Genomic DNA, 15,772 nt, shown 5'->3' with positions numbered 1-15,772 from the left:
CGCCTGAACCGAAGCTTTGGCTCGGCGATGACGCGCTTGCTGGATCGTCAGCGCAAAACACCAGTGAAAGCTGCGGAGATCATGAGCGTCGGCGGCCCTCGGGCAACGACGGCGACACCACTGTCAGCGTTGTTGCCCCAGATGGCGGATGGAGCCGTCGATGCGGTCCCGGTTCTTGAACGGGGGCGTATCGTGGGCATTGTGACGCGGACCGATTTGATCAGCGCATTGGCGCGGTCAAGCCTTGGCTAAATGCCCCTCGTTGTGTCGGATCAAGCTGAACCACCCATCGTGCAACGAAGAAACGATCTCACCCAAGCTGTCGGAGATATTTGACCAAGGCCAAGACGCCCAAGACCAGAATTGCACCCGCCAGCAACATGGCGGCAGCGCACCCTGCCATCATCGACCCGGGCATCGGGCAATTTATCATGTTCTTCATTTGAACTTCAGCGATTTGGGTGGCAGGAAACGCCATCAGCGTAAAAGCCGAGATGTTTATGGTGACGTTTTGCCAGTCACCCATACCGGATCATCAAAGTCGGGATAGCGGGCCGGTCTGCCAAGATGAACTGATCCTGCGGGTTCCTCCTTTCAACTATGTATGCGCGCGATCGCTATACTCAGTCCGGCATGTCGATCGACATGTGAAACGGTTGGTTTGGCAGAGCGTGGAATGGCACTGCAAAAAATCAGGTGTTGACGCGCCCCCAAGGCTCTATCCTCGGATGCATGTGCAACCTCTATTCCAACACGATGGCGAAGAACGCAATGCGATAGCTATTCGCTGTCGATACGGCGCACGACGATCTCGGCAATGCGGAGCCGCTGACCGCGATTTTCCCGAAGGGCATGTCGCCCATCGTAGGCGTAAACGCCGACGGCACACGCTGGCTTCAGACGGCGCACTGGGGCTTCGTGATGCCGCAGGTCTCCAAGAAAACTGGCAAGCCCATCCAGCCGAAGGCCGTGAACAACGCCCGCGACGACAAGCTGCGCACTTTACGCTTCTGGACGAAGAGTTTCGAGGAGTGGCGCTGTTTGGTTCCGGCGACCAGCTTCTGCGAAGCGAAGGGCCGTAATCCAGCGATCTACGATGGTTCGGCGTGACGGAGGAGGGGGCGCGGCCGCTCTTCGCCCTGGGGGGCGTTTGGCGCGCCTACAAAGGCAACTATGGTGGCGGCGAGGAGCGTGAGATGGTCACGAGCTCGATGGTTACCTCGACGCCGAACGCACTGGTCAGGGAGTCCCATCTGGACCGGATGCCGGTGATCTTCGATCCCGACGATTACGCGCACTGGCGGACAGGCACACCGGACGAGGCTTTCGCATTGCTCAAGCCGGTCCCAGCGGAGCGCAGGGTGATCAATCAGAGCGGCAAAGGGCTGAAGTCGGACCACGGCGGGTTGGACTGATGGCGGAATCCCCGTTCAGTCCACACTCACTTCCGCACATCCTTTAGGCAGTGCACAGGGGCGCTTGCGATGTACTGTCTGGTGCGTTCCGGATCATGAGGCCGATCGCGACCGCTGACCTTCACAATGTGACGCACATCAATGGCGCCCGAAGCCGCCGCTGCTACGGACGAGGCGCTGAGAACGATCTCGAATAGGATCTCGGCGGTTCTCCATCCTGTCATCGTTCAGTCGCAGCGTCTGCTCACGTCACTTGATCAGGAAATCGTCTTTCGACTGCCCATTCTCCAGAGCATCCTTCATCCAATCCGGCTGACGGCCGCGCCCGGTCCAAGTCTGCTCCGGATTTTCCGGATGGCGATATTTCGGCGGCGACACTGCCTTGCCTTTCTTGGGTGTCATTCCTGTCAGTTCGGCGAGAGAGTATCCATTTTCGCGTGCTGCGGCCTCGACTGCCGCAAGCGCAGCCTTGCGCTGTTTATCTTCATAACCATCAATGGCCTTGCCAACATTTTTCTGCAGCTTCTTGAGTTCGTCCAACGACATGCTGTCCAGATCGATATCGTCCATTGTTATTCCTCGTCTTATTGGCCCAGCAAATTGGGAATCTCGAATTATTTATATGGAATTAGTTATAAATGGAATGCATTGCAACGCACTTTGGTGCGTTTCAATAACGAGCATTTTTGGCGCAGGATTGTGGTAGTCCGCTAGCCGAATGAGAACTTATGTTGCTTTTCTGGGGACGGCTTGTCACCCGGAGCGCATTCATCTCATGCCTCTCATGACGTCCGCTATTGAGCCTGCGAAGATATCGGCAAGGTTAACCGGAAGCGACTACCTTCTCCGGCAATGCTGGCCACGGTCAGAGTGCCTCCCTGCCGCTCTGCGAGGTTGCGTGAGATAGCCAGCCCCAATCCTGTTCCGCCTACACGACGCGTAGCCGTTGAATCGATCTGATAGAAGGCATCGAAGATATGATCAATCTCGGCGGCGGGAATGCCCGGCCCACTGTCTTGAACTTCGAAATCGACTGTGACTGGACTTGTGGTGACAATGATGCGGACAAACCCGGTTTGAGTAAACTTGATGGCGTTGCCCACGAGATTGAACAGGATTTGCCGTGTTCTGTCCGCATCGGCGAAGACCGTACCGGGCGCATAGACAACATCAAATGTCAGCCCTTTCTCTTGCGACAGGGTGATGAGCTGTTCTGCGACGGGATCCACGATGTCTGCGATTGCGCAAACCTCGGTTTGGACTGAGAGGGCACCGGACTCGGCCTTTGCGTAATCCAGCATTTCATTGATTAGATGGAGGAGATGATCTCCTGATTTCACCATGCGGGCCGTCAAGCCTGCAATCTGTTCGAAGACGTCATCCAAAAGCACTCTGACTTGCGGGGATGACAGGTCGTCGGCCCCCAACGCAGCCGTCAATGTCTTGGATGACTTTAAGAGCCGGGGAGTGTTTGCGAGCCGCGCCACACCCAAAATGACGGTCAGGGGCGTCCGCAGTTCATGGCTCAGGACACCCATGAAATCTGTCTTGGCTTTGTCGGCTGCTTCCGCTGCGGCTTTCGCATGGCTGAGTTCCGAGATGTCCACGCGTAGACCGACGTAACCGCCGTCCGGAAGGCGGCGGTCGGACACCTTGATAACGTGGCCATTGAGGAGATGCTGTTCGAAATCCATGGCCTTGCCGGCGCGCCGCGAACGCAGACGGTGTTCCATGATTTCAGCCTGACCTTCGGGGTCCAGTTTGTGTGCCTCCCGCAAGATGCCGCCTTTCAGGATTTCCGAGAATGGCGTGCCGGGACGCAGCAGGCTGCGTGGAAAGTTGTAGAGCTCACGGTATTTCTCGTTGCTGAGGATCAAGCGGTCCTCCGCGTCGTACATGACAAAGCCGTCGTTCAACGCTTCGATGCCGTTGTGTAGAAGCGCCTCAGCCCGCTTGCGGGATTCAGCGAGGCGCAGAACGACCACAAGCACAGTCAAAAGTGCTGCCGCGGCCAATGCCATGATCAAGCGCTCCCGCAATTGTGCCGGCGCCTGTTGCAGCCATCCGCCTTTGCCTGAGGCATAGAGACGCCACAACCCTGCCGGGAATGCAAAATCCAATGTGACTGGATTTTCGTCTTTCAGCGCCGCATCGCCAAAAAACACCGTGTTGTATTCACCCGACACATCCGCAACCTCGATCAACAGGTCGTAGGACGCAGCGGTATCCGGGATGCCGACCTCTTCCATGAACGCCTGATAGTCGAGGACGACAGAAACGATCCCCCAAGGATCGAGGGTGATAGGGGATGCCGCGTCGCCCGACAGGTAGACAGGTGCACGCAGCACGATGCCCTGCTGACCCTGTATCAGATTTACCGGACCAATGATGGCCTCGCGATCCGTTTCGATGACATTCCGGACGATGGGATACTGTTCGGCGCTTGTGCGATAATCGAAACCCAGCACGCCTTCATTGCCGGCAAGGGGGTAGATCAGCGACACCACGAGATCGCGTGCGGCCGCGATGCTGATCATCGCGCCGTCCACGCCCCGGATCTTTTCAGCTCGGCGAGAAAACTCGAGTTGGGTTATGTCAGGCTTTTCGCCGATGAAGGTTGCAAGCTCGCGCAGAACGAGGGATTGAGAATCGATTACGACCTCCATCCGTTCCCGAAGGTCGAGAAGGCTGGCGCTTGCCTCGGACCGCACCTTTTGCAGGTGATTGGCATAGGCAAGGCGATCAAGCCGGTGGGCGACGAGTGCTATGATGACGGTGGCAAGGCCGAGAGCGGCCCAGTTTGCCAGACTTCGCAAGATCGGGCGAAAGCGCAGATATCGCAGAACGGATGTCAGGGAAGTCTCCAGTGCAATTGCGAAGTGACCCATGCAAGAGGCGCTCCTGATGCGATGTCGCCGCTTTGTTTGATCTCATCTCGTTTGCTCAAACAGCAGAAACCAGGAAACGTCGATCCCTTGTGCAGTTCAGATGCGATTTTGGAGTGCCGCCCGTGTTGCAATACTCAGGAACCGAAACTGGTTGTAGTTTACCTGCGCGGCGGCGACAGGAGGGATCAGTGGCGGATTCAACAAGATACCTCATCAGACCGCAGAACCCCTCGTACGTTGACGCTAAGGCGTATCATCCTAACTTAGGTCAATAGCATCATATGAGGCCGACCCAGAGCATGAACAGCAAATCGCGGCCGGCCGTCTTGATCGTGGAGGACGAGACCCTCATCCGCATGGATGCTTTCGACATGATCAGGGAGGCAGGTTTTAAAACATATGAGGCATCATCGGCGGATCAGGCCATTGCGCTGATGGATCAACACTCCGACATCGGCATCCTGTTTACCGACATTGAGATGCCGGGCTCAATGGACGGAGTGAAGCTGGCGGCCTATGTCCGCGACAGGTGGCCTCCGGTCGTAATCATCATTGCTTCTGGCGCTGTGGGACTGGATAGGTCCACGTTTCCCGACGGGGCATCGTTCTTTCCCAAGCCGTATCTAGCAAGCCAGATCACAGCCACCTTGCATGACATTGCTCGGCAATTTGGATAGGACTGCCATTCCGATCAGCGGTATGTTAAATCAAACTCTGGAGAGTTCGATGTTTTGGATTGCCAAGGTGTGCCGGGTGCCGTGCCGATCGCTGGTTCGGGTCAAGACGCCGCCGAGCTGCTGGACGAAGGCGTCAACCAACTTCTGACCCAGCCCGGAGTCGACGCGCGCATTCTTGTCGATGCCGGATCCATCGTCCCAGAACGTGACGTCGATGCCTCCAGCGGTTTCGGCAATACTCAACCCGAGCTTGCCGGTGTCGCGACCGATGTATGCATACTTCAGGCTGTTCGTGACCAGTTCGTTGGTGATCAGCCCTAGGGGCACCGCGGTGCGGGTCGAAAGCTGAATGTCACTGACCGACAAATCGAGCTCAATCGCTCCGGGGGACGCCTCCATGGCTGTCACCGCATCGCGCATGATCGCGTTCAGATAATCGGCAGCAGCCACGCGATCGACCGCCCCCGTCCGCGATAGGGCGCGATACAGGGTTCCGATGGCATCGATGCGGTTTCGCATGCGTGTGAAGGCCCCTTTGCATTCGACGTCACTCAAGGCACGTGATTCCATCGCAATCACCGCGCCGATCATCGACATCGAGTTCATCACGCGATGGTTAAGTTCTTCGAGAAGCCGGGTCGATTGTGCGAGAGCCCGGTCGCGCTCTTCTTCCAAAAGACGCCGCTCCGTTACGTCTTCAATCGCCAGCAGCAGGGTTTTTGAACTGTTCCCCTCCTGAAAGATCTTCCGCGCATTCAGAAGAACCGTCCGCACACCGATCTGCGGAAAGTTATGAGTGATCTCGTAATCTTCGAGGGTCGAGTGTTCGGGGACCACCTCCTTCAGCAGCCGGACAAGCTCCGCATTGGCCCATTGCCCATTTCCAAGCTCCGTCAGGTTCCGGCCAATCGCCTGCTCTGCGTCCACTCTGAACTTTAAATAGAATGCACGGCTTGCAGCGACAATCTGCAGGTTGCCGGTCAGAACGAGAAGTGGTTCGCGAAGTGTGTCAACAATACCTTCCGCCAGCTGTCGCTGAAGGGCAAGCTCACGTGCGTGGTCAGCCGCTTCCGTCACATCGTCGATCGCCAGTAGGATGCGCTTGGCGTTATGACCCGCCCAGACCGTGTTGCAGGCATTGAGGCGCATCACCTTGCGCCCGATGTGGGCAAAGTGATGATCGACGTCGAGGTCCTCGAACGCCGTTTCCCAGACGACGGCGGCTCTCAGTGGCTCAAGCAGGGCAGGGATGTTCCATTGGCCATCGCCAAGACCAGCAAGAGGACGCCCCACCGTTTCGTCTTTGTCGACGTGAAACATCTTCAGAAATCTGTCGCTGGCGAACTCAACAGTCAAGTCTTCCGTCAAAACGAGAAGTCCTTCCCGCAGGGTCGCAACAATCTCCGACGGGTTCATCGCCGTCAGAGCCGTTGATGAGATATCGTCCATCGATCTTTAATCTTTCTTGCGACACTGTCTGGCCGCATGTGGTGCGGGCGATGGGGATGATGATAGCCTGGAGAGGGATGATCTGCGCCGCTGAATGTTAAATTTTAGCTAAGCGACTGCACTGAAAATCTATTCCACAAATTGAACCCCGTGAACACCTATGGTTTTGCCTTGACCCGCGGCGCATTCCGTACTGCCTTGGATATGTCCGGACTGACTTCGATAGAGGCGTCGGCGTCCCGTTCGAGACGCGCTGCACGCAGGCGCATCGTTTTTGCCTTTCGCTTCTGTGCTTCGTCGTCCAGCCGCTCTCTGACCTCGCGCGTCGTTTTCTCCATCGGCGTTTCTGGTCGTGGTTCAGGTGTCCGGGTGACATATTTTACTGAGGGCACAATCATCAGTTGGAGCTCCTTGTCCGTTATCGGCTGGCGGTCCTTAAAAGACTGACACCAGAGGCGGCGATATATCCATCCTGGTGATTTTCGAGCCGGACAACGAGGCCGATTGGCCTCATATCACGGTCTGCGCACCGAGTTGCCACCCGCAATGATGCCCTTGATAAGTCGAGCGACCTGCTCGTGCATTTCCTTGTCGCCGTCGAGGCCGACAGCATTTTCATGTGCGTCTGCAGCGTCTTGCAGAATACCGACGAACTCCTTTTCCGGCAGGATATTGTGATCATTTAATGCCAGCATGAGCGCCTCGCAAATGGTAAGCGCTGCCATGCCGGAATATCTTTCGTGATCAGAGGCCGTGGTATCATCTTTCATCTGCGGTTCGTCCTTCAGTGCATGAGGTCGTCGGAGCACCGGACGCGTCCGTAGCGACACGGAAACTATGTCATGATTAAATGTCGGTCTTACTGATCGAGATCAGGACGCAGGGTTGTTTTATCGAATATGCGTTACACTGTCCGGAGACATGCATGCACGCCACTGAGATCAGTCCTCTCACGAAAAAGCTCGCAGCATTCGTTGCTTTGTCGGATGGTGACCTCGCCGTTCTCGCGCGACTGCACCAAAAGCGTCGGTCTTTCGGGGCCGGGCGGGAGATGGTCCACGAGGGAGAGACTGAACAGTCTGCCTATATTCTGGCGAAGGGTTGGGTGTGTTCTTATAAGCTGCAGCCAGACGGCACACGCCAGATCATCGACTTCCAGATACCGGGCGATTTCCTGGGGTTGCGTAGTGTTCTGCTGCGCACGTCAGACCATAGCTTTGAGCCGATCGTCGACATTCTGGCTGCCGAAGTCCCTAAAAAAGATCTCCTCGAGGCTTTTACGAACACCCCGAGGCTAGCCACAGCCATTCTTTGGGTCGCGTCTCGTGATGAGGCCATGGTGGTCGAACATCTTGTCCGGCTCGGTAGCCGTGATGCAAGTAAACGCATGGCACATTTTTTGTTAGAGCTGGGCGCACGGTTGACGCTCGTTGGGCTGGGAAGCAAGTCAGGATATGCGTGCCCGCTGAGACAGTACCACCTCGCAGACGCGCTGGGATTAAGTTCTGTGCATGTCAATCGTGTGCTACGCGATCTCAGAGAAGCGGGGTTGGTCAGCTTCAGGGACGGCCAGGTCAAGTTCCTCGATTATGCAGGTTTAGTGAAATTGGCAGGTTTTTACACGGCGTATCTAGATGAGACCGGTCCTCTTCTATTGTAATCAGCCATCAGTAGCCTGTTGTGGTCCCTGGTCTTTTAAGTGCTTAATTGAACCTCAGTTTGGATGTGCGGTTCGGCGGCGGCTTTTTGTCGGAACAGATATATGGTCGAAATCTTTAACTTACGTTCGCGTCTAAATAGTCAGTACAAATCGCATTCGGCCGCCGCCGTCCTGCTCCATTGCAACTACGTGTAAATTGCAGTGAACAATATGGTAATTACACCAAAACGGCGGCCTACCGCTAACATACGTTAACTTTGAAAAGATTTTGCCGACGAGGCTATCAGTCGAACATTCAGGTCATCAGCAGGATCATGTGCTGTTCACGGCGCTTCAATTGTAACTGTTGATTTTGGTCTCGGACTTTGCGAACTCCGTGTTTCACGCTGAGGGCGTCCAATTACGTCACGCAAATCATCGAGGTCGATAAAATCATCGCATTGGCGGCGTAGCACGTCTGAGTTTATTGGGGGCTGGCTCTGGATGGTAGAGACCACGGACACGCGCACGCCTTTGCGCTGCAAGCTTTTGATGAGTGGACAAAAATCAGCGTCACCGGTAAAAATCACAATGTGGTCAACATACGGTGCTATTTCAATTGCTCCCACTGCCAGTTCGACATGCATATTGCTTTTGATCTTACGCCGCCCCAATGAATCTATAAATTCTTTTGCTGGTTTCGTGATTACGTTGAATCCGTTATAATCAAGCCAGTCAACGAGCGGCCGGATCGGTGAGTATTCATCGCTATCAAGAAGTGCAGTATAGTAGGAAATGCGCAATAACTTGCCACGGCGCATAAATTCCTGTCGCAGGAGTCTATAATCTATGTCAAACTCAAGTGCTTTTGCCGTCGCATGAAAATTTGCACCGTCTATAAAAACTGCAAGACGCTCGTTGCTGTGAAACAAATCTTATGTCCCTATGAAAAATGACGGATGATAGAGACGAATGTAGACTATGGCGATCAATTCAAATGATGGTTTGAACAGCCGAGAGGTTGATTTGGTATTTCACCCTCTCGCACAGTTTGCGAACTTAAAGATGTCAGGCCGCCTTTGCTTCTATCGCAACGGGATCCACAGACTTGCTGCGTTAGCTTTCAATGATCGCCAAGAATGCGTCAGCATTTTTACGAGGCATACTGCAGACATTCAGCGTGGTGCGAATTTCGTGGGCTGTTACATGAAAATCGTAGTTCGACAGCCCGAGATACTTTTGAGCTTCGAGCATGTTCTTACCCGGATAGCAAGCCGGACTGCTGATTTCCTCCCAGAAGTGATCGGGTTTGGAGTGAACCTCTGGGGCTGAGGTGCCCCCCGAAAACTAGACACTGACGTAAGCTCTTTTGTGGTTGCCGCCCGTGATGCAAGAAGTTTTTGACCCTGTTGGCGTGTGATCGAGTGCGAACTTTTGTCAGGCCTCAAGATGCGGCATTTCCAAAAGCCACGGACCAGGATGGTGATCAGCGGATCAGGTCCAAATCTGACTTCCGAGCTTGATGCTCAGTGAGCTTACCTGGTTTCCCCAATCCGGATCTGTTCGATCGTTTTGCCCATTCAGGTCGTCGTCTTCTCACACCCCCCCTTGGCACCGTCGCTAGCAGCTTGACATGAGCATCATGCTGCGACCGCCATCGCCGGATCTCTGTAATCTTCGTTCTTTGTCAGCATCGCCCAGATCTGGCGGGCCATCTTATTGGCCAGCGCGATCGCGACCAGCATCTTGGGCTTGCGCGTCAGCATGCGTGAAAGCCAGCTGCCCTCCACAATCGTGCGCCGTCCAAGCCAGTTCAATCGTGACATTGCACCAATGATCAGGAGACGTCGAATATCAGCCTGACCAGCCTTGGTCATGCGACCAAGCCGTTCTTTGCCTCCAGAAGAATGTTGCTTGGGCACAAGGCCCAGCCAAGCCGCAAAGTCGCGCCCCGTCTTGAATTGAGCCATGTCGGGAACGAACGCTTCGACCGCAACGGCTGTCAGCGGCCCAACACCAGGCATTGTCTGGAGCCGGCGTGCTCTGTCTGACTGAGTGGCCAGCGTCTTGAGCTTCGTGGTGCGCTCAATGATACGCGCGGTTTTCTCTGCAATCTGCACAAGCAGGTCCAGGCACTCCGCCCGTATCAGCGCGTGCAAGTTGACGGTCTCATCCTCCACAAGCGCCGTCATGCGATTGAGGTGGGACATACCAACGGGAAACACATAGCCGTGCTCATAAAGCAGCGCCCGCAACGCGTTCACATCCGCGGTTCGTTGGTGCACCAGGCGTTCCCGGCCGCGGAAGACCGCTGCGCATGACTGCTGCTCGACTGTCTTAAGATCCACGAAACGCATCTCCGGCTGGCGCGCTGCAATGACGATCGCCTCAGCATCGGCCGCATCATTTTTCTGCCGCTTCACAAACGGTTGCACGTATTGCGGTGCGATCAGCTTCACCTCGTGCCCAAGCACTTCCATCTCACGGGCCCAAAAATGTGCACTACCGCATGCCTCGAAAATTACCATGCCGGGCCTCTGCTGCGCCATGAAGGCTGGGAATTGCTTCCGCGTCAGCTTCTTGCGGAACTGGACTTCCCCCGTTGGAAGGGCACCGTGGACCTGGAAAACATTCTTTGCGAGATCGACCCCGATCATCATATTCTTCATCTCGCCGTCCTCCTCTGCGCGTGGCGTTGAACACCACGACCTTGGCACATTGCGATGCCGTCTGGGGAGGGCGGCAACCACTCCATCTGAATTGCTGTCTGCTGATCTTCACGCCGGAGGAGATCGAAGATGACGAAGCGAAAGCAACATTCCCCTGAGTTCAAGGCGAAGGTGGCGCTGGAGGCGCTGAAAGGCGAGGCGACGGTCTCGGAGTTGACGAGCCGGTTCGGCGTGCATCCCCGCGTTGGCACGCAGGTCACGCCCTCCCCGAGCGAAGGGCCATGAACCGACATCACCCTATCCGCGTCGCGAACGCCAGCGTTGGTTTGACTGCTTCAGTCTCCGAACGCTGGTGGAGGAGTTATAATTTTTTCTGGGTGATGGTCCGACCGACCGGTCGCTATTCCGCAGTCCTCAATCCGCCGCGGTCGGATTTCATATCCTCGCCGCTTTGATGGATCACCATCCGCTCCGACGGAAATGGCTTGAGCAAGGTGAAAGCCTCGTCGGGCGTGCCCATCAGCCACTGTGCGTAGTCCGCGGGATCGAGGATCACCGGCATCCGGTCCGGATGAGTTTCTCGCAACAGTTCGTTCGGTGTCGAGGTAACCATGGAGCTGGTCATCACCTCGCGCAGCTCGCCGCCGCCATAATTGCCGGTATAGGCGCGCCAGACGCCCGCCAAAGCAAAGGGCGGCCGCGCGTCATCCCCTGTCACGCCAAACCAGACGTAGGTCGCCGGGTTGCGGCCCTTCGCTTCGCAGAAGCTTGTCGCTGGGATGAGGCAGCGTCGTTCCTCGAAGCTGTTCCGCCAAAAACCCGACGTACGCAGCTTGTCATTTCGCGCGTTGTTCACTGCCTTTGGCTGGATCGGCTTACCGGTCCTCTTTGACACTTGCGGCATGACGAAGCCTCAGTGTGCCGTTCGGAGCCAGCGTGCGCCATCGTCGTTCACGCCGACAATTGGGGCCATAACGGACTTTCACTGCAGAGGCGAACACGTCCCGACCTCGACGTGGGAGCGGACATTGCGCCAAACCGGCCCCGCCCGATCTGAGTGATCGACACTGAGGGCCGACTACGGACATCCGCCACTACCGCAAATCGAACTTGGCAGTGCCAGGTAAGCGGACGCCGAGCAACGCGCCCCCACAATTTTCGGGTGCCTTGTATCGACTGACTTGTTGTTCCCATTTCAACCTTTTTCCACATTACAGCAAGTGGCGCGCAAATTAGATCCACGCTCTTCACGCAGCCATGATAGGGGCAGACAGGTAAAGGTGCTTTTGAACTACGCCGCCCTCCAAAATTCATCTGGATTCGATGTCCCAGCAAGGTGCCGGAACGCCGTGTCGGCTGGTAGTAAATCAACCGCCAAATCACCTGAAAATTCGGAAAGGCGCGCATAATTCGCGGTCTATTCGATCACAACCGAAGCGGCTTTTCCGCTACCGGTAAACAGACCTCTGGAGTAGCGATAACATGCCTATCCATCACGTTGACCTTGGCGACCAGTCCACCCTGCTGGACATATATGCGACCAAAGCCTCGCAGGACAGCCTTCCGAAGTATCGCTTGCCGCAGGGCCGCACTGAACCAAGTGCCGCCTATGCTCTGATCCGCGACGAGTTGCTGCTGGACGGGAATGCGCGTCAAAACCTCGCGACGTTCTGCACGACATGGGTGGAGGATGAAGTCAGGCAACTTATGGCTGACGCAATCGACAAGAACATGATCGACAAGGACGAATACCCCCAAACCGCAGAGTTGGAAAACCGGTGCGTTCATATACTTGCTGACCTGTGGCATGCCCAGAAATCATGGGACACCGTCGGATGCTCGACCACCGGTTCGAGCGAAGCGGCTATGCTCGGTGGCCTCGCGTTCAAATGGAAGTGGCGCGCGCGGCGGGAAGCAGAAGGTAAAGATATCACCAAGCCAAATATCGTTACCGGACCCGTGCAAATCTGCTGGCATAAGTTCGCGCGATATTTCGACGTCGAAATTCGCGAAGTACCGTTGGAGGGTAATGCCCTTGGACTTCGGCCTGAAAATCTGCGGAAATACTGCGATGAGAACACGATCGGAGTCGTGGCAACACTGGGCGTTACCTTCACGGGCATCTATGAACCTGTAGAAGCAATTGCGCGCGAGCTGGATTCAATCCAGCGCGATCTCGGGCTTGACATCCCGATCCATGTGGATGCGGCCTCAGGTGGTTTCATCGCGCCCTTTATCCAGCGCGATCTTGTCTGGGATTTCCAGATCAAACGGGTTCGATCCATCAACGCATCGGGACATAAATATGGTTTGGCCCCCCTTGGGGTCGGTTGGGCGATCTGGGCCTCCAAGGACGACCTCCCCGAAGAGTTGATCTTTCACGTCGACTACCTTGGCGGCGATCTGCCGACCTTTGCTCTCAACTTCTCCCGCCCCGGTGGAGAAATCATCGCGCAATATTACAATTTCCTGCGCCTCGGGCGGGATGGCTATACGGCGGTCCAACAGGCCTGCTCCGACACTGCGCAATGGCTGGGCACAGAGCTTGCCAAACTCGGACCGTTCGAAATGGTCTATGACGGGCACGGGGGGCTTCCTGCCGTCGCCTACAAATTGACGGACGCCGATCACGGCTACACCCTGTATGACCTGTCGGAACGCGTGCGGATGCGGGGATGGCAGATTGCATCCTATCCGTTGCCCTCAAAGCGTAATAATACGGTCGTTCAGCGCATACTGATACGCCACGGTGTCAGCCGGGATCTTGCGAAACTCCTGCTCGACGACATGAAGCGCGCGATTGAACATCTGACGGCGAACCCGATCCCCAATTCGACTGCAAAAGTCGGTTTCCATCATGGATAGGAGCCGCCTGCAAATTGTCTGCCAGGGTGCATGTATTTCCTTAATGCTATTGGCAGGCCCTGCTGCGGCCCAAGCGATGACCGATACGACGGTCGGTGGCGTCGTGGGGCAAATATTCGACACAATCCAGCCCGTGACCGAAGCAGGATTGCATGGCTTCTTTGAGCTTTTGGATAAGCAGCCGATTGCTTTTGTTCTGCTTGCGCTTGCCCTTGGCACGCTGGTCGGAAAAATAAGCTTCAAGACGATATCTCTTGGATCCACAGCGGGCACGCTGCTTGTCGGTGTGATCTTGTCGATGATTGCGGAGGCAGCCTACGGCATTACCTATGCGATCCCCGGGATACTGTCTTCCTTCATGCTGCTGTTGTTCATGTACGCCCTTGGGCTCAAGGTGGGACCACAGTTCTTCTCGGGCCTGCGAAAGGGGGGGGTGGCATTTGTAACCATCGGCCTGATCGTATGGAGCTTGAACTGGGTCATCTGTTACTTCGGCGCCATGTCGGTCGGTCTCGCGCCCGGCTATGCTACGGGACTTATCTCAGGCAGCTATACGATCACCGCGATTCTCGGTGTAGGTCAGGGCGCGCTGGCCAGCGGTGCCTATGTTCCCCCCGAAGGCATGAGTATCGAGGAGGTCGGTGCCAATATGGCGGCGGCCTATGCAATCAGCTACATCCTGTCCTCGGTCGGCATTATCATGCTGATCCGCTACTTGCCGCGCCTTTTCGGTCGCGACGCCAAAGCGGACGCCAAACTGGCGGAAACGGAATTCAGCGGTGGCGCTGTCCACCCTGTTCCCGGCGCTCCTGGCGCATTCGATTTAGGATTTTCTCCTTACGATTTGCGCGCTTTTGTCGTCGTACACGACGCTTTTGTTGGTCGCACGCTCCTGCAACTGGCGGCTGACTATCCAGAAGCACCTGTTCTTCGGATTATGCGCGACGGCGTTGTTCTGGATATGGCCCCTGATACCTGTTTGGTAAATGGTGACATCATTACGGTGCGCGGAGACATTCATGATCTGATTTTCACGGACGGCCAACTGATTGGTCCGGAATCCGACGATTCTATCGCACGAAATGTTGTTCTGGAAGTGGCAGACGTGCATATTGGTGTCCACGAACACAGTGGCAAGAGCTTGGCGGAGCTGGGCCATATCATGTCGGGCGGCGTTGCGGTGCAGGCTTTGTTTCGCGCTGGGACAGAACTGCCACTTGGTCCAGAAAGTGATGTGCGTTTTGGCGATGTGTTGCGACTAACCGGGCCCGACATTGCACTTCGCAGCATAGCAAAGAAACTTGGAGGGCAATTAATTCTGCCCACAATGAAATCTGAAGTTCTGTATCTGGCCATAGCGATGTTGGTTGGCTATCTCGTGGGAATAATCACCGTCACCATTTCGGGCATTCCGTTTGCACTCGGCACATCTGCCGGGGTTATTATGGCAGGCGTTGGCGTGAGTTATTTTCGTAGCAGGAACCCCAACTTTGGTGGTCCCGTCCATGAAGGCGCACGCAGTTTCCTTCAGGATTTCGGATTGAACGCCTTCGTCGCGGTCCTGTCAGCGAATGTTGGGCCAAAAGTCATCTCTGCGCTTGACGGTGATACGATCTTGTGGCTTGGACTTATTGGATTGGCGGGAGCGCTCATCCCACCTTTCATCGCTTTCTGGATCGGAATACGACTCTTCGGTTTGAATTCGATCATCTCTGACGGTGCCGCCACAGGCGCGCGAAACAGCACGCCGGGATTGAACGCGATCATGGAAGAATCAGGAAGTTCCGTCGCCGCTGTCCCCTACCCAGTCGCCTATGCCCTGACTACAGTCTTGGCACTGATTGGGGGATATTTTTCTATGATCTTATCGTAACTATTTTTGCCGGTGAGCTTGCTGAGATCAAGAAATTTCTAAAGACAGCGAAAGCCGTTTAGCTCTGCTCACCGGCGCTGCCTTCTTCAAGAATGCTGTTCGATCGACGAACGACCACTTCGATGGGCGGCACCTCGGCAAGATAAAGACGTGGCGAACGGCAACAATGGGCCGGACGCGACGGCATCGCGGAAGCAGCCAGTGAACCGCGCCGGGTTTGCCAGAGACTTGAAACCTGAGAAGGATGAGAGTCATGGAAAAGAGCAAGATGGCCAACCGCTATTCACCGGAGGTTCG

The 15,772-nt window shown here is 55.7% G+C and carries 16 protein-coding genes and 1 pseudogene; 8 read left to right on the top strand and 9 right to left on the bottom strand.

Annotation, left to right across the window (positions count from 1 at the left end):
• Positions 1-252, top strand: a 252-nt coding sequence (locus tag BUA54_RS19925) for a CBS domain-containing protein (protein WP_143155560.1), incomplete at its 5' end; no start/stop codon positions are given.
• 58 nt (positions 253-310) lie between these two features.
• Here BUA54_RS19925 and BUA54_RS19920 read toward each other — a convergent pair.
• Positions 311-526, bottom strand: a complete 216-nt coding sequence (locus tag BUA54_RS19920; RefSeq protein WP_072858994.1) for a hypothetical protein — start codon at positions 524-526, stop codon at positions 311-313.
• A gap of 326 nt (positions 527-852) precedes the next feature.
• Here BUA54_RS19920 and BUA54_RS21795 point away from each other — a divergent pair, with 326 nt between their 5' ends.
• Entirely contained in the window at positions 853-1,110 is a 258-nt protein-coding gene (locus BUA54_RS21795) for an SOS response-associated peptidase family protein (RefSeq protein WP_281250667.1), read from the top strand.
• Positions 1,107-1,415 (top strand): SOS response-associated peptidase family protein, encoded by a 309-nt coding sequence (locus BUA54_RS21790; protein WP_281250666.1) that lies wholly within the window; start codon positions 1,107-1,109, stop codon positions 1,413-1,415. The genes BUA54_RS21795 and BUA54_RS21790 overlap by 4 nt, the downstream gene beginning before the upstream one ends.
• Positions 1,416-1,664: 249 nt before the next feature.
• On the opposite strand, the gene BUA54_RS19910 is transcribed toward BUA54_RS21790, so the two are convergent.
• Both BUA54_RS19910 and BUA54_RS19905 read right to left on the bottom strand, forming a co-directional pair.
• The gene (locus tag BUA54_RS19910; protein WP_072858993.1) at positions 1,665-1,985 is read right to left on the bottom strand and encodes an H-NS histone family protein; all 321 of its coding nucleotides are present in this window, start codon (positions 1,983-1,985) and stop codon (positions 1,665-1,667) included.
• Positions 1,986-2,209: 224 nt separating this feature from the next.
• Complete coding sequence (locus BUA54_RS19905) at positions 2,210-4,303, bottom strand: sensor histidine kinase (protein WP_084114700.1); 2,094 nt, start codon at positions 4,301-4,303, stop codon at positions 2,210-2,212.
• A 299-nt stretch (positions 4,304-4,602) separates the two neighbouring features.
• On the opposite strand from BUA54_RS19905, the gene BUA54_RS19900 reads away from it, so the two are divergent.
• Positions 4,603-4,980 (top strand): response regulator, encoded by a 378-nt coding sequence (locus BUA54_RS19900; RefSeq protein WP_072858998.1) that lies wholly within the window; start codon positions 4,603-4,605, stop codon positions 4,978-4,980.
• A 30-nt stretch (positions 4,981-5,010) separates the two neighbouring features.
• On the opposite strand, the gene BUA54_RS19895 is transcribed toward BUA54_RS19900, so the two are convergent.
• The 3 genes from BUA54_RS19895 to BUA54_RS19890 form a co-directional block, all read right to left on the bottom strand.
• Positions 5,011-6,429, bottom strand: a complete 1,419-nt coding sequence (locus tag BUA54_RS19895) for a sensor histidine kinase (RefSeq protein WP_072858992.1) — start codon at positions 6,427-6,429, stop codon at positions 5,011-5,013.
• Positions 6,430-6,587: 158 nt separating this feature from the next.
• Positions 6,588-6,827: a hypothetical protein gene (locus BUA54_RS21095; protein ID WP_143155559.1), complete on the bottom strand. Its 240-nt coding sequence runs from the start codon at positions 6,825-6,827 to the stop codon at positions 6,588-6,590.
• Positions 6,828-6,944: 117 nt separating this feature from the next.
• Positions 6,945-7,199: a hypothetical protein gene (locus BUA54_RS19890; protein ID WP_072858991.1), complete on the bottom strand. Its 255-nt coding sequence runs from the start codon at positions 7,197-7,199 to the stop codon at positions 6,945-6,947.
• Between the two features lie 155 nt (positions 7,200-7,354).
• Between BUA54_RS19890 and BUA54_RS19885 the strand changes: the two genes are divergently transcribed.
• Positions 7,355-8,089 carry a Crp/Fnr family transcriptional regulator gene (locus BUA54_RS19885; RefSeq protein ID WP_072858997.1) on the top strand — a complete coding sequence of 245 codons (735 nt, stop codon included), beginning with the start codon at positions 7,355-7,357 and terminating at the stop codon, positions 8,087-8,089.
• A gap of 323 nt (positions 8,090-8,412) precedes the next feature.
• Here the strand turns inward: BUA54_RS19885 and BUA54_RS19880 are convergent, their stop codons facing one another.
• Positions 8,413-9,000 (bottom strand): LabA-like NYN domain-containing protein, encoded by a 588-nt coding sequence (locus tag BUA54_RS19880; RefSeq protein ID WP_072858990.1) that lies wholly within the window; start codon positions 8,998-9,000, stop codon positions 8,413-8,415.
• A 708-nt stretch (positions 9,001-9,708) separates the two neighbouring features.
• A complete protein-coding gene (locus tag BUA54_RS19875; RefSeq protein ID WP_072858989.1) occupies positions 9,709-10,737 on the bottom strand; it encodes an IS110 family RNA-guided transposase in 1,029 nt (342 codons plus the stop codon).
• Between the two features lie 129 nt (positions 10,738-10,866).
• Between BUA54_RS19875 and BUA54_RS21090 the strand changes: the two are divergent.
• Positions 10,867-10,974, top strand: a pseudogene (locus tag BUA54_RS21090) (transposase); the annotation flags it as partial.
• A 163-nt stretch (positions 10,975-11,137) separates the two neighbouring features.
• Here BUA54_RS21090 and BUA54_RS19870 read toward each other — a convergent pair.
• Positions 11,138-11,641, bottom strand: a complete 504-nt coding sequence (locus tag BUA54_RS19870) for an SOS response-associated peptidase (protein ID WP_143155557.1) — start codon at positions 11,639-11,641, stop codon at positions 11,138-11,140.
• A gap of 578 nt (positions 11,642-12,219) precedes the next feature.
• On the opposite strand from BUA54_RS19870, the gene gad reads away from it, so the two are divergent.
• A complete protein-coding gene (gene gad, locus BUA54_RS19865; RefSeq protein WP_072858988.1) occupies positions 12,220-13,602 on the top strand; it encodes a glutamate decarboxylase in 1,383 nt (460 codons plus the stop codon).
• A 76-nt stretch (positions 13,603-13,678) separates the two neighbouring features.
• Positions 13,679-15,475: an aspartate:alanine exchanger family transporter gene (locus BUA54_RS19860; protein WP_245810833.1), complete on the top strand. Its 1,797-nt coding sequence runs from the start codon at positions 13,679-13,681 to the stop codon at positions 15,473-15,475.
• The last annotated feature ends 297 nt before the right edge of the window (positions 15,476-15,772 follow it).

The organism is Loktanella atrilutea (genome assembly GCF_900128995.1).
In the GTDB taxonomy this organism is placed as follows: Bacteria; Pseudomonadota; Alphaproteobacteria; order Rhodobacterales; family Rhodobacteraceae; genus Loktanella; species Loktanella atrilutea.
Note: the sequence above shows the minus strand (reverse complement) of the source record. Positions and strands in the feature narration are given on the sequence as shown.